Genomic DNA, 14,196 nt, shown 5'->3' with positions numbered 1-14,196 from the left:
GGAAATGGCGGTTCAGGCGGCTGCGCGGTCGATGACCTGCTGCAGGAGACGTGGAATGTCGAGGATCAGCGCGACGGCGCCGCTGCCCAGGATGGTCGATCCGCTGATGCCCTGGACGCGGCTGAAGACGCGGCCGAGGGGCTTGATGACGGTCTGGATCTCGCCGTGCAGGCTGTCCACCACCAGCCCGGCGCGCTTGCCGCCGTACTGCACGACCACCAGGTTGCGGTCGGTATGGCGCCCGCCCGTGCCGGCCGGCAGGTCGAGGGCGTCGCGCAGGCGGGTGTAGGGCAGGATCTGGCCGCGCTGGTTGATGTAGTCGCGGCGTGGGTCGGTCCGCTGTTCGACGGCGGGCAGCTTGATGCACTCGATCACCTGATCGAGGGGGATTACGAAGGAGGCGTCGCCGACGCCGACCAGGAAGCCGTCGATGATGGCGAGGGTCAGCGGCAGGCGGATGCGCATCGTGCTGCCCTGGCCTTCGACGCTGTCGATTTCGATGCTGCCGTGCAGGGCCTCGATGTTCTTCTTGACTACGTCCATGCCGACGCCGCGCCCGGAGATGTTGCTGAGCTGTTCGGCGGTGGAGAAGCCGGGGGCGAAGATGAGCTTGTAGACGTCTTCGTCGGAGAGGTTCTGCTGGGGGCCGACGAGGCCTTTCTCGACGGCTTTCCTGAGGATGCGCTCGCGGTTGAGGCCGTTGCCGTCGTCGCTGACCTCGATCAGCACGCCGCCGGAGTCGTGGCGGGCGTCGAGGCGGATCGTGCCCTGGGCCGGCTTGCCGCGGGCCACGCGCACGTCCGCCGCTTCGATGCCGTGGTCCATGGCGTTGCGCACCAGGTGCATCAGCGGGTCGCCGATCTTCTCGACCATGGTCTTGTCGAGTTCGGTCTCGGCACCGTTGATGACCAGGCGGATGTCCTTGCCCAGGTCGCGGGCCACGTCGCGCACCACGCGCTGGAAGCGGTTGAAGGTTTCGCCGATCTGCACCATGCGCAGGTTGAGGGTGCTGTCGCGGACTTCCTCGATCAGGCGCGCCATCGTTGCGGTGGCTTCGAGCATGCGGCGGGCCTTCAGCTGGCCGGCGATCATGTTGGCGCTGGCGCCGGCGATGACCAGTTCGCCGACCAGGTTGATCAGTTTGTCGAGCTTGTCGGCGTCCACGCGCAGGGTCTTGGCGCGGCCGCTGTCGCGGGCCGGCTTGCCGCCGACGGCGGGGGCGGCTGCGTCGATGGGCGCGGGCAGGGCCGGTGCTTCGTCGGCGACGACCGGTACGAGGGCTGTTGCTGCCGCAGGGGCGGGGGCCAGGGCCCGTTCCAGCTCGGTGGCTTCGAGGGTGCCGCAGCACAGCAGCGCTTCGCCGAGGGCGGCCGGCTCGGGCGACAGGGCCGTCAGCATGTCGGCGTAGGCCTGCAGCGGGCTGTGCGGCGGCAGGATGTGGATGGTGGCGTCGTCGCGCACGAAGTCGAAGGCGCCGTCGATGTCGGCGTGGCTGGCTTCGCTCTTCAGGCTGATCTCGAAACCCAGGTAGCAGGCTTCCGGGTCCAGCTCGCCGAGGGCCGGCAACGCGTCCTGCAGGGTGGCGATGCCTTCGATGTCGCCGAGGCTGCCCAGGTAGCGGATGAAGGACAGCGGGTCCATGCCGTGCTGCAGGACTTCCCGGCTGAAGCGCAGGGAAACGTGCCAGTTGCCGGTGACGGCAGTTTCGCCGCCGGTTTCTGCGGCAATGCTGGCGGCAGGCGTCACGTCGGCGGTGGCGGCGGGAACCGGCAGCGTGCTGGCAGTGGTGAAGCGGGCCAGTTGGCCGAGCAGGTCGTGGCCGATCGCATTGACGACCGGGTCGTGGCCGTGGGCCTTGTCGGCGACGCGCTGCAGCAGGGTGCCGATGTGGTCGCCGCTGGCCAGCAGCAGTTCGGCCAGCGGGCGGTCGATGGTGAGTTCGTTGCTGCGTACGCGGTCGAGGACGTTCTCGATGGTGTGGGTGAAGCCGACCACCTCGTCGAAGCCGAAGATGCCGGCCGAGCCCTTGATGGTGTGGGCGGCACGGAAGATGGCGTTGACGGTTTCGCCGTCGCCCGCGCCATTCTCGATCTGCAGCAGGCCGTCCTCCATCTGCTCCAGCAGTTCGCGGGCTTCGAGGAGGAAGGTCGGGATGGCCTGATCGATATCCATGTTCATTGCGCTCCGCTGGAGGTGGGGGCGGCCGGCAGCAGGGCGTCGAGACCGCACAGGGCGAAGCAGTCGCGCACCGGAGCGCTGCAGGCTTCAAGGGTGCTGGCGGGCAGGCTGCGCAGGGCGGCCAGCACCACTTGCAGGCCGGCGCAGTCGATTTCGATGACGTCGCCCAGGTCGAGGCGGCAGGGGCTTCCGTCCGCCGGCAGGGCCAGCAAGGCTTCGCGGATGGCGGCGGCGGTGTAGATGTTCAGCTCGTCGCTGAAGCGGACGCGGATCTGTCCGTCGTCCCGGGCGATGTCGAGGCTCATGGCGCTTTCCTGGATGCCGGCCGGCCGCTCAGGGCAGGATCAGCTTGGAGACGGCGTTGAGCATCTGCGCCGGGGCGAAGGGCTTGACCATCCAGGCCTTGGCGCCGGCGGCCTGGCCTTCGGCCTTCTTGGCTTCCTGGTTTTCGGTGGTCAGCATGACGACCGGGGTGAACTTGTAGCTGGGCAGCTTCTTCATCTCTTTCACGAAGGTGATGCCGTCCATATTGGGCATGTTCACGTCGCTGATGACCAGGTGCACCTTGCGGCCGTCGAGCTTGCCGAGGGCGTCCTTGCCGTCGCTGGCTTCGACGACGTCATAGCCGGCGCCCTTCAGGGCGATGCTGACGACCTGGCGGAGGGAGGCGGAATCGTCCACCACGAGAATGGTTTTAGCCATGGATGTGCTCCTAGAAGAAGGTGATGTCGGTCTGGTCGTTGGCGGCGGAGCTGCCGCCGCCGGTATGGATCTGGCGCTCTTCGGCGGTGGCGTAGCTGCCGGACAGGCTGGCGAGGAGCCTGTCTACGGGCAGGGGCTCGGGCCAGCCGCCGCGGGCGACGTCGGCGTGGCTGGTGGCGATGTGGGCCGGCAGCGCGTCGATGCTGTCGCGGACGTGGCTGAGGATCTGGCTGACGCGGTCCTGGAACTGGAGCTGGACGAGGGCGTCCGAGACGTCGGACTTGATGCCGGCGCTCTCGTTGCGCAGCGTGTGGCTGGATTCGACGAGGCCGTCGATGATGTTGCGGAAGCCGCCGAGCACGTCGCCGATGGCGTCCTCGGAGGCCTGCAGCGCGCGGGCGTCGTTGATGGCGGTGCTCTCGGCGCTGGCAACGGCGGTGGCGATGGCCTTGCTGATGGCGTCCACCGCGCTGCCCATATTGACGCCGGTGGTCTTGGACTGGCCGGACAGCTTGCGCACCTCGTCGGCCACCACCGCGAAGCCGCGCCCGGCTTCACCGGCGCGGGCGGCCTCGATGGCGGCGTTGAGGGCCAGCAGGTTGGTCTGGTCGGCGATGCCGGCGACGTCCACCGCCATCTTCTGCAATTCGACGATGAACTGTTGCAGGCGCTTTACCTCGACGACCATCTCCTCCTTGTGACGGTTGGCGGTCTGCAGGGATTCGATCAGGGATTGCAGGCGGCTTTCGCTGCGGGTGAACACCCCGAGCAGGCCGCCTTCACCGTCGGCGGCGCCGGAGGCCGCGTCGGCGATGCGCACCGACACGTCGAGGCGGTCCACGATGGCGGAGAAGGCCAGGGTCAGACCGACCACGGCGGTTTCCATCTGGGAGCGGCCGCTCTCGATCTGGCGGCCCCACAGGGGGAACAGGCGTTCGGCCAGTTGGTCGAGGCTGGCCACGTAGGGCGTCAGTTTTTCCACTTGGGTCGTTTCCGTTTTGCGATGGAGTTGCTGGGTGGCGTCGGCGGCGTCCTGGCGCAGGCCATGGCGGATGGCCCAGCCGATGCCGCCTCCGATGAGCAGCGCTGCGCCGGCAGCGACGAAGGTGGGCCAGGCGGGCGCGCCGATCACGGCCACGGCGACGGCACCGGGCAGGCCGGCGCCGAGGGCCAGCAGTGGGGAGGCGGCGAGACGCGTCATGGCCGCGCTCCGGCGTGAAGGCTGGGGGTTGGCGCGCTGTCGATGTGTCCGCTGACCGTCATTGCTGGGCTCTCCTCGGGCGGTGCCACCCTCTGCGCGGGCGCAGGGACGGGATGCCGCACTCATTTGTCTGCGCGCATCTGCCGGTCGGGGCGGGCCGCCGTCATGCGCCTGGATTACGGACGCAATGGTGCCGATCGCCGTGGAGGGCGAATATCGGCGGAGGCTTAAAGTTTTTGTCGGACGCGGCCGGTCGCGTGTAGGAGGATTCCTAGGGACGGCCGGGGGAAGGGAAGGATTTCAGCTGGTGCGCAGTGGAAGGCGGATGGATTTGTCCGCAGCCCCCGGGCCTGCGGACGGTCGGCGAATGAACGTGCCCGCGGGGGGCTTCAGCGCAGCTCGACGAGCTGGTGTTCGATGGCGTAGTGGATCAGCTCGGCGCTGCTGCTCATGCCCATCTTCTGCAGGATGCGCGACTTGTGGGTGCTGACGGTCTTGACGCTGAGGGACAGGCGTTCGGAGATGGCGGTGATGGTGGCGCCGGCGACGATCATCTGGAAGATCTGGTATTCCCGGTCGGACAGCGTGGTGTGCGGCAATTCGTTGTGGCGGGCGCTGTATTCGAGGGCCAGGCGTTCGGCGACCGCCGGGCTGATGTACACGCCGCCGCCGGCGACCTTGCGCAGTGCGCCGATGAGCTCGTCGCCAGCGTGCTCCTTGGTCAGGTAGCCGGCGGCGCCGGCCTTGATGGCGCGTACCGCGTACTGCTCTTCCTTGTGCATGCTGAGGACGAGGATCGGCAGCTTGGGGTATTCGCCCTTCAGCTGCTTGATCAGTTCGATGCCGCTGCGGCCGGGCATCGACATGTCGAGCAGCAGCAGGTCGGGCGGCGATTGGCGGACCTGGGCCAGGACCTCGTCGCCGGTAGCGGCTTCGGCGCACACGCTGAATTCCGGCGCGTCGCCGAGGACCTGCTTGAGGCCGGTGCGGACGATGCTGTGGTCGTCGGCCAGCATGAGACGGATCATCGGGAGGGGTCCTTGTCGTCTTGGGTAGGGTCACCGAGGGGCAGGCGCACCGCAATGGTGGTGCCGTGGCCGGGGGCGCTGCGGATGTTGCAGCTGCCGCCGAGGGCTTCGGCGCGCTCGCGGATGCCGAGCAGGCCGAAGGACGAGCGGGTGCCGGCGCTCGCCGGGTCGAAGCCCCGGCCGTTGTCGCTGACAGTGATCTCGATGGCGTCGGTGTCCCGCTCCAGCGTGATCAGCACGCGGCTGGCTGCGGCGTGACGGGCGATGTTGGTGAGGCATTCCTGGATGATGCGGAACGCGGCGGTCGCACGGGGTTTGTCGGTCTGCAGGTCTTCGGCGGCGGCGGCGTCGAGGCTGCAGTCGATACCGTGGCGGTGGCCGAAGCCTTCCAGGAACCATTCGACGGCGTCGCGCAGGCCGAGGTCGTCGAGCATTACCGGGCGCAGTTCGGACGACATGCGGCGTACCCAGTCGACGGTGCTGTCGATCAGTTGGGTCATGCCGGCGAGCTTGCCGTGCAACGCGTCGGCGTCGGTGGGCAGGCGGGCGCGCAGCCAGGCCGCGTCCATCTTGATGGCGGTGAGCAGTTGGCCGAGCTCGTCGTGCAGCTCGCGGGCGATGTGGGTGCGTTCTTCCTCGCGCACCGACTGCAGGTGGGCCGACAGCTCCTGGGAGCGGCGGCGGGCTTCGAGGAGTTCCTGCTGGACGCGTTTGCGCGCGCCGATGGGCTGGGCTGCCGAAACGGCGCCGACGATGCGGCCGTCCTCGATCAGCGGCGTTGCGACGAAGGAGACGGGTACCGGCGTGCCATCCTTGTGCAGGTAGATGTCGTCCTCGATGCGCTGGGTCTGGCCGCTGCGCAGTGCCAGCAGGCTGCCGCAGCAGGCGGGGTCGGACGGCGGGGCGTCGGCGGCGGGACGGTGGATGATGAAATGGATCTGCTTGCCGAGCAGTTCCTCTTCGCTCCACCCGAGCAGGCGTTCGGCTTCCGGGTTCATCCACAGCAGCGCGCCGCGGGCATCGGTGGTGAACAGGGCTTCGCCGACGGCGTTGGTGATGGCGCGCAGGCGTTTCTCGCTGAGGCGCAGGGCCTCCTGGGCGCGTTCGTGGTCGCGCCGGATGGCGGCTTCGCGCAAGGCCCGCTCGATGGCGGGTTGCAGGCGCGGTAGGTTGTCTTTGACGACGAAGTCGGATGCGCCGGCCTTGATGAGGGCGGCGGCAGACTCTTCGCCGACGAAGCCCGAGACGGCGATGAAGGGCAGGTCGCAGCCCTGTCCACGTAACAGTTCGAGGGCGGCGGTGGCACCGAAGCGGGGCAGGCGGTAGTCGGAGATGACCACGTCCCAGGGCTCGGCGGCCAGTGCCGCGCGCATCTGGGCTTCGTCATCCACCCGCTGGAAGACAATGTCCGGCCAGTGCATTTCGAGTTCCAGCAGGATCAGGTCGGCGTCGTCGCGGGAGTCTTCGACCAGCAGGACATGCAGGCAGGCAGGCAGGCTCATGAAAGGTGGCAGCGTGGCATCAGGCTTTATTGTCCCTTGTGCTTTCCCGCTGCGGCAAGGTGAAGTGGATCGTTGCGCCGGCGCCGACGGCACCTTCAGCCCACACCTTGCCGTGGTGGCGGCGTACCACCCGCTCGACGGTGGCGAGGCCGATGCCGGTGCCTTCGAACTCGCTTTCCGCATGCAGGCGCTGGAATTCCTTGAACAGCTTGCGGGCGTAGGCGGGGTCGAAGCCGGCACCGTTGTCGGCGATGAAGAATTCCTGGCGCTGTTCGTCCATCCGGCTGCCGAAGCGGATTTGTGCGTGGGGGGTGTGGCGGGTGAACTTCCAGGCGTTGCCGAGCAGGTTGTCGAGCAGGATGCGTAGCAGGCCTGCGTCGCCGAAGACGGTCAGTCCGTCCTGGACCTGCGTTGTGACCTGGCGGTCGGGATCGTTGCGCTGCAATTCGTCCAGGACCTGGCGGGCCAGTGCGCTCAGATCCACCTGCTGGCGGTGCACGGGGCCGCGGGCCACGCGGGACAGTTTGAGCATGTCGTCGATGAGTTGTCCCATGCGCTGGGCGGCACGCCGTACGCGGTCTAGGTAATCGCGTCCGGCGTCGTCGAGACGGTCCTGGTAGCGGCGCTGCAGGACCTGGCTGAAACCGTCGATGCCGCGCAGCGGGGCGCGCAGGTCATGGGATACCGCGGAGCTGAAGGACTCCAGCTCGCGGTTCGCGTCTTCGAGGGCGCGGGTCCGCTCGGCGACCCGCCATTCCAGTTCTTCGTTGAGTTGGCGCAGCTCGGCCTCGGCTTTCTGGCGCTGGGCGTTCTGGTGGGCCGCATCGAAGGCGAAGGCCACGTCCTGGCACAGGTCGTCGAGGAGGGTGACGATCTCTGCGGTGAAGAAGTAGGGCTCTGGCGCGTACAGGTTGAAGAGAGTGATTTCGTCCTGGTGGCGGATCTGGAAGGCCGCTGACGAACGGTAGCCGCGGTCAAGTGCGGCCTCACGCCAGGGAAGCATGTCGGGGTCGGTGGCGATGTCGTCGCACAGCACATGGCGACCTTCGCGCGAGGCGCGTTGGGTGGGGCCCTGAGCGTTCGCCAGGGTCGCGTAGATGGCCAGTGCCGCGTCGATGTAGCCGTCCTCGTGGCCCCAGTGGGTGATGTGGGTGGGTTGGCCGTCTGCCATGCGGCAGGTCCAGGCCATTACCAGGCCGCCGTCCTCGACCATGATGCGGCACAGGGCCTGGCGCAATGCGTCGTTGTCGCGGATCCGCACGATGGCCTGGTTGGCCTTGCTGAGCACGGCATAGAGACGGGCCAGGTAGGCCAGCCGCTTCTTGGCGCGGACCTGTTCGGTGATGTCGAGCTTGGTGCCGATCAGGCGCAGCCGGCGTCCGTCGACGTCGGAGGTGAGTTCGGCGTGGCAGTCCAGGTAGCGGATCTCGCCGTCGGGGCGCCGGATGCGCATCTGGTACGAGCACGGCTGACGGGTCTTGATCACGGTGTCCACATGCGCGAGCACGTCGGGCAGGTCTGCCGGTACGACCAGGCGCTTGAACTGTTCCAGGCTCGCGGCAATTTCGTTCGGCTCGTAGCCGAACAGCCGGAAGCACTCGTCGGACCACAGCTGCTCGTCGGTGTCGAGGCGCCATTCCCAGCTGCCCAGGTGGGCAATACGCTGGGCTTCGTTGAGGAAGATGTCGCGGCGACGGATCTTCTCCTCTGCACGCACGTGCTCGGTGATGTCGTGGGTGACGCCGACGATGTTGCTGGCGGTTCCGTCTGGACGGTGGAACACTTTGCCTTGGGCGTGAACCCAGCGGCGGCTGCCATCGGCCGTGATCAGTTGGTGCTTGATGTCCAGTGGCATGCCGCCGTTGAGGGCGGCGCCGAGGGCCAGCCGGACGTCCTGGTGCTGCTCGCGGGGAATGTGTGCGAAGACCGCATCGAGGGTGGACAGGTCCGTCGCCGGGCCGAGGCCGAGCACCTCGGCGGCGTCCTGGGTCCATGCCAGCGTGCCGCTGGCGATGTCGTATTCCCAGCTGCCGATGCGTCCGATGCGCTGGGCTTCATCGAGGTGCAGGCGGGTGCGGGCCTGCTTGCTGATCGCCGGGCTGATGCGGCTGTACAGCAGCAGGGAGCCGGCCAGCACCAGAATGCCGATCAGCAGAGCGGAGATGCGCAACTGATCGAGCAGCAGGTCGTGGATGTCGCCGGTATCCAGCTTTTGCACGACGCCGAGCCCGAATTCGGGCAGAGGGGCGTAGGCGGCGAGCACGGCATTTCCCCGGTAGTCGCGGGACAGGCCGAAGCCATGCTCACCGTCCAGTGCGCGGGAAGCTGGACTCCGCTTCCCATCCACGAGCCTGGGTGTGGTGAAGACGTGAGGGGTCAGGCGGGTCGGAAAGCAATCGATATTCAGGCCGCTCGATTTGCACACGACGAGCTCGCCGGAATGGCCAAGGTTGTCGGAGTGATTGAGGACGTCGGTGAGACTGTCCAGGCGCGCCTGGACCACGATCTCGTTGGGAACGGGGGCGCCGGTGCCCACCGGGATACGTACTTCGATCCAGTAGGCGTCGTTCCAGAACAGCCAGGTGTGGTGGTCGATGCGCAGGCGGTTGCGTTCGGTGCTGGAGCGTTCGCCGGTGCTGGCCAGAATCCTGCCATCGGCGCCGGTGACCCACAGGGCCTTCAGGCCCGAGGCCCGGCCGCTGCTCAGGATTCGTTGCAGTTCGGTGTGCAGCACCGGGCCGCCAACCCCGAGCCGGACGAGGTTTTCCGTGCGGGCCAGCTGGATGCCTTGTTCCGCCGCTGTGGTGACATGGCGGATCGCGCTGCCGAGGACGCTCATGTTGGCACTCAGGGCGGACTGCAGGGTGTGCTGGAACAGGGACAGGGTCTGGCCGGCGAAAGTACCCACCCCGATCAGCCAGGCGGCAATGGCGGCGATCAGCAGCATGGCGCTGCCTACTGCGAGCACCTGCCTGTCCTGGCGATGGCGGTAGAAGTTGCGCAGCCCGGGCTGCTTCAGCAGGGTCAGCCCCAGGCCAACGGCGAGCACCGTCAGGGCCAGTGCGGATGCCCAGTCGAGGGCAAAGTGGCGTCCGGCGAAATCGAAGAGGTCGAAGCCGACTATGCCGTTCAGCACCTGAGCCGCACTGCCGAGCAGGATCAGGAGACACAGCCACTGCAGCAGAAGCTGCAGTGCGATGTGAGGAATCTGGCGTCTGGCCGTTGGGAGACCGGCGAGGATGATGGCCGCGAGGGCCAGTGCGATGGCGTTGGTTGGTGTGGGGAGGTTGCCAGGCGGAGAGACCGTCTCCAGCGCGCGCAGCAGGCTCAGGGCGGCCAGGGTGCCGAGGGCGACGGCCAACAGGATTTGCAGGGTTTCCCCTCTCGGCAAGCGGATGTTGGCCACCAGCAGGCTGGCGCCTGCCAGCGCGAAGCCGACCAGGGTTCCGCTGCCGGGGGCGCCCAGGACGGAGAAACCCAGGCCCAGCCATCCGCTCCATGCAATGAGCATCAGTCCGGCAAGTGCTCCCGTCCGGCCGCTTCGATCTGCGTGCATTAGCACACTCGGGTATCCGTTCCTGGTTGAGAAGGTAGTGGCCTCACATCCCCGCGGTTTGCCGGCATGAGTGGCCACTTTCCGCACGGTGATTTTGTGAACGTCGACAAGTGGGTCATAATCTGCCGCCTTGTCGTGAACACGAACCCGCGATTATGCGAAGCGGTAGGTTCGGCTGTGACAAAGCCAGTCTTTTCAACGTTTTCGCGCTTGTGTCCCCATCTTTGCCGTATGCTTGGCTGAAGGTGCTGGTTGTCATGTTGGGAATGACAACGGCGAACGGGAGGGGTGAGATTGCATATTCACGGAGACGATTTTTTTAGGTGATCTCTTCAAATCTTGCGGACTGGCGATCCTACGCCCATTTCCGGCGTACTGATCGTGAGCTTTTCGTCATGTCCGTCTACACTGATAAGATCTTTTGCAACCGCTGTCCGTATTACCCGATCGATCCATGGCCGCCACGCCCGACTCTCCTGAAAAGGAATATTGCAGTACCTCCGAAGCTGCCCAGCGCCTGGGTTTGTCCTTGGGGACCGTTCAGCAGATGGTCGAGAACGGCCAACTTGAGGGCTGGAAGACTGCAGGGGGGCATCGCCGGATTCGGGTGAGCTCCATCGAGGAGTTCCGGGCCCGCGCGATGGCGGGAGGCGGGCAGGGGGGGCAGACCCGGGCACCGGGTAATTCCTTGCTGGTCCTGGTTGCCGAGGATGACCGTATCTTGCAGAAGCTGTACGAGCATACCTTCACGTCGTGGGGCCTGCCTCTTCAGGTGCGTCTGGTTTCCAGCGGCATTGACGGTCTGCTCGAGATCGGCCGCGAGGCGCCGGATCTGTTGATCACCGACCTGCGCATGCCCGGCATCGATGGTTTCGAGATGATCCGCCGCTTGCGTGCAGATCCGCAACTGCAGGATCTCGACATCGTAGTGGTCAGCGGCCTGACCGATGAAGACATTGCCGAACAGGGCGGGTTGCCTCCGGACGTCATCCTGTATTCGAAGCCGGTGCCGTTCCGTGAGCTCAAGGGCTACGTGCAGGCCAAGATCATGGCCTTGCAGCGGCGCGTGCGAGGAGCCTGAGCGCTCTCGGGCAATTCTCAGTAGAGAAATCGATCGGCCCCGGCAGACCAGTGCTGTCGGGGCCGATCTTTTTGGTGCTGCTGTCCGGTGGACATCGGCGGACGGGTAGAAGACGCGGCCCGACTGCGTGTTTCCGGTGGTCGATGCCCGGAACCGGATTCCATCCTATTTGTCCGAAATTGAAATCAGTCAAGGTATGGCGCGCCATATGCGGCCATGCTGTGATGGTGTCGACGTTTGACCGCGGAAAGGAGATGTATATGTCAGGATCTTATGTGACAATTTCCATTGTGCGGTAGAATTTAACGATAATGATATATTTCATGTTTATGCTTTTGTCGTTAATGGAGGGCTTTGATGTTGCCATCCCTCCCGCGTCTGTCCACCTTCACCCGGGGGCAGGCCAAGCGCTACGGACCGGGTCGGGCCGTGGCCGATATGTTTAGCCAGGGGAATCGATGAACCTGTCAGATGAGGTTGCCCGTGGGTGACCTTGTGACCGAAGCGGCCATTACCGGGGCGGCGCTGGTGCGTCATCTGAACGATGCGCGCTTCGCCAGCCTGCGCGCGCTGCGGCAGCTGCTGCGCGCCCTTGATGCGGAACGGATCGCTATCGGGGTATTGCATCCGGATGGCTCCAGCCTTCAGGAGGAGTTGGTGTGGGCAAGCGGTTTTGGCCGTTGCGGCGAGTCGGAACGGGTGTTGTCCTGCGCCGCCTTCGCCGATGAAATCCGTGGCTGGCTGGCCTCCACGAAGGATGCGTTGAGCATCGCCATCGACACGCGTTCGCCCGCTTGGCACGAAGTGCCCTGCGACCAGTTGCTGCTGGTGCGTGACTGCCGCGGCAAGAATGACGGAGGCACTCTGATCCTGGCTGCCCAGTTACGCGGCAGTGTCGTTCTGCCCGATGAAACGGCGCGGGCGATCGCCGTGCTCATCCGTGAATATGCGGGCCGGCGGGAAGCGGCCACGCTGCAGACCGGTACTTGATCATCTTTTCCTGAAACTTCCGCTAGCCCGTCAGCTGTCGCCAGCGCTCCGCGTCGGCGCTGGTCAGGCAGGCCTGCAGGTGATGCCGGCCTGCTGCCAGATGTAACTTGGCTGCCTGACTCAAGCCTTCGCCGAGCCGGAAATCCTCACCTCGCACGCACAGCACGAAGGCCGGTGGTGGTGGCCGGCGGATTTCCCCATATACGTACAGGACAGCCTCCGGCGACAGCGCGTGGGATGTGATCGAGTGGTCAGGAGCGGGGCGGATCTCCCGGAACGAAAACGGCGCCGGCGTACCCGTGCCTGCGTCGATGAACAGCGCCAGATCCCGGTCATCCAGGTCGAGGGCATGCTCAATCTGCAGCTGGAAGTCGCCGACCAGGCGCAGGTTCGGCAGATTCCAGCTTTCCAGTTCGGCCATCAAGATCGGGCCGAGGGCGTCGTCGCCCCGTGACGGGTTGCCGACGGCGAAGATAACCAGTCGCAATTGCTCACCCTCCACTGACGGCCCGATCCACCAGTTGCCCGTGTTCATTCATCAACTCGACGGCCAGCGGCATCTTGCCAAGCGCGTGAGTGGCGCAGGACAGGCAAGGGTCGAAGGCACGGATTGCCACCTCGATGTGGTTCAGCAAGCCTTCGGTGAGCTGGCGCCCATCCAGGTAGCGGCGGGCGACCTGGCGCACTGCCTCGTTCATGGCCTGGTTGTTGTGGGTGGTGGATACGATCAGATTGCAGTAGCTGATCAGGTCGTCCTCGCCGACGCGGTAGTGGTGGATCAGCGTGCCGCGCGGCGCCTCGATGATGCCGACCCCTTCGCGTCCCTTCGGGCCGCTGGTGAGGCGATCGTCGGACAGCAGGTCCGGGTCGTCCAGCAGATCGCGCACCACTTCGGCGGCGTGAAGCATCTCGATCATGCGCGCCCAGTGGTAGGCCAGCGGTGCGTGTATTGGTTCGCCGTCGCCGCGGGCGATGAAGTCCTGGCGTTCAGCCTCGGCCAGCGGGCTGGGAATGAAGTCGCAGTTCTGCACCCGGGCCAGTGGGCCGACCTTGTACCAGCCTTTGGCCGGGCCCAGCTCGCGAATGAAGGGAAACTTCATGTAGCTCCATGGCTTCACTTCCTCGACGATGTGCTGCTCATAGTCGGTGCAGGGCATGTTGTCGCGGACGATCTGGCCGCGGGCATCGCGCAGGCGCAGGTGGCCGTCGTAGAGATCCATCGCTCCGTCGGCCCGCACCAGGCTGAGCAGGTGGCTGCGAAACAGGCCGAACTCGTCGTACAGCGGGCTGTTGCTCTCGTGCAGGCGGCGTGCGAGGTGCACTGCGTCACGGCTCCAGCTGACGACCTGGTCGGCGTCCTTGCGCAGCAGGTCGCGGTCGGCTGCGCTAACCGACTTGTTCACCCCCCCGGGGATCGCGCCAGTGCCATGTACGCGTTTGCCGGCGGTGACGCGGATGACCTCCTGTCCGAACTTGCGCAGCAGCACGCCTTCCTTCGCCACGTGGGGATAGGCGGCGGCGACGCCGACAATGTTGCGCTGGTGGACCGGCGACTCGAAGCCGAACAGCAGGTCCGGTGAGGACAGGTGGAAGAAGTGCAGCGCGTGGGATTGCAGGATCTGCCCATAGTGCATAAGGCGACGGATCTTCTCGGCCGTGGGCGTGATCTGTGTGGCACCGACCACCGGGTCCAGGGCCTTGGACGCAGCCAAGTGGTGGCTGACCGGGCAGATGCCGCACAGGCGCTGCACCATCACTGGCACTTCCCAGTAAGGGCGGCCCTGGATGAATTTCTCGAAGCCGCGGAATTCGACGATATGCAGCCGCGCTTCTTTCACATGACCGGCGTTGTCGAGCAGCAGTGTGACTTTGCCGTGGCCTTCGACCCGCGACACGGGGTCGATGGCGACCCGGCGCAGGCTCTCCCGATTAGTGGCGGTTTCCAGTTCGAAGCTCAT

Annotated in this window: 11 protein-coding genes; 2 read left to right on the top strand and 9 right to left on the bottom strand. The window is 66.1% G+C overall.

Annotated elements, in window-relative coordinates; translation table 11 throughout:
* Positions 1-12 precede the first annotated feature (12 nt).
* The 7 genes from AC1PPK_RS00600 to AC1PPK_RS00570 form a co-directional block, all read right to left on the bottom strand.
* The gene (locus AC1PPK_RS00600; protein WP_481115910.1) at positions 13-2,172 is read right to left on the bottom strand and encodes a chemotaxis protein CheA; all 2,160 of its coding nucleotides are present in this window, start codon (positions 2,170-2,172) and stop codon (positions 13-15) included.
* Between the two features lie 2 nt (positions 2,173-2,174).
* Complete coding sequence (locus AC1PPK_RS00595; RefSeq protein WP_481115909.1) at positions 2,175-2,483, bottom strand: STAS domain-containing protein; 309 nt, start codon at positions 2,481-2,483, stop codon at positions 2,175-2,177.
* A gap of 28 nt (positions 2,484-2,511) precedes the next feature.
* Entirely contained in the window at positions 2,512-2,880 is a 369-nt protein-coding gene (locus AC1PPK_RS00590) for a response regulator (protein ID WP_481115908.1), read from the bottom strand.
* A 10-nt stretch (positions 2,881-2,890) separates the two neighbouring features.
* Complete coding sequence (locus tag AC1PPK_RS00585) at positions 2,891-3,766, bottom strand: methyl-accepting chemotaxis protein (RefSeq protein ID WP_481118168.1); 876 nt, start codon at positions 3,764-3,766, stop codon at positions 2,891-2,893.
* A 704-nt stretch (positions 3,767-4,470) separates the two neighbouring features.
* On the bottom strand, positions 4,471-5,109 hold the full coding sequence (locus AC1PPK_RS00580) for a response regulator (RefSeq protein WP_481115907.1): 639 nt from the start codon (positions 5,107-5,109) through the stop codon (positions 4,471-4,473).
* The gene (locus tag AC1PPK_RS00575; RefSeq protein ID WP_481115906.1) at positions 5,106-6,611 is read right to left on the bottom strand and encodes a PAS domain-containing sensor histidine kinase; all 1,506 of its coding nucleotides are present in this window, start codon (positions 6,609-6,611) and stop codon (positions 5,106-5,108) included. The genes AC1PPK_RS00580 and AC1PPK_RS00575 overlap by 4 nt, the downstream gene beginning before the upstream one ends.
* A gap of 19 nt (positions 6,612-6,630) precedes the next feature.
* Entirely contained in the window at positions 6,631-10,122 is a 3,492-nt protein-coding gene (locus tag AC1PPK_RS00570; protein ID WP_481115905.1) for a PAS domain-containing protein, read from the bottom strand.
* Positions 10,123-10,621: 499 nt separating this feature from the next.
* Between AC1PPK_RS00570 and AC1PPK_RS00565 the strand changes: the two genes are divergently transcribed.
* Together AC1PPK_RS00565 and AC1PPK_RS00560 are read left to right on the top strand one after the other, a co-directional pair.
* A complete protein-coding gene (locus AC1PPK_RS00565; protein WP_481115904.1) occupies positions 10,622-11,248 on the top strand; it encodes a response regulator in 627 nt (208 codons plus the stop codon).
* A gap of 495 nt (positions 11,249-11,743) precedes the next feature.
* Positions 11,744-12,238 (top strand): hypothetical protein, encoded by a 495-nt coding sequence (locus tag AC1PPK_RS00560; protein WP_481115903.1) that lies wholly within the window; start codon positions 11,744-11,746, stop codon positions 12,236-12,238.
* Between the two features lie 22 nt (positions 12,239-12,260).
* Here the strand turns inward: AC1PPK_RS00560 and AC1PPK_RS00555 are convergent, their stop codons facing one another.
* Complete coding sequence (locus tag AC1PPK_RS00555; protein WP_481115902.1) at positions 12,261-12,773, bottom strand: hydrogenase maturation protease; 513 nt, start codon at positions 12,771-12,773, stop codon at positions 12,261-12,263.
* Positions 12,730-14,196 carry a Ni/Fe hydrogenase subunit alpha gene (locus AC1PPK_RS00550; protein ID WP_481115901.1) on the bottom strand — a complete coding sequence of 489 codons (1,467 nt, stop codon included), beginning with the start codon at positions 14,194-14,196 and terminating at the stop codon, positions 12,730-12,732. Before AC1PPK_RS00550 ends, AC1PPK_RS00555 begins: the two co-directional genes overlap by 44 nt.

The sequence above is a fragment of the Zoogloea sp. JDB1 genome, assembly GCF_056724025.1.
This window is presented reverse-complemented; position numbering and strand designations above follow the sequence as displayed.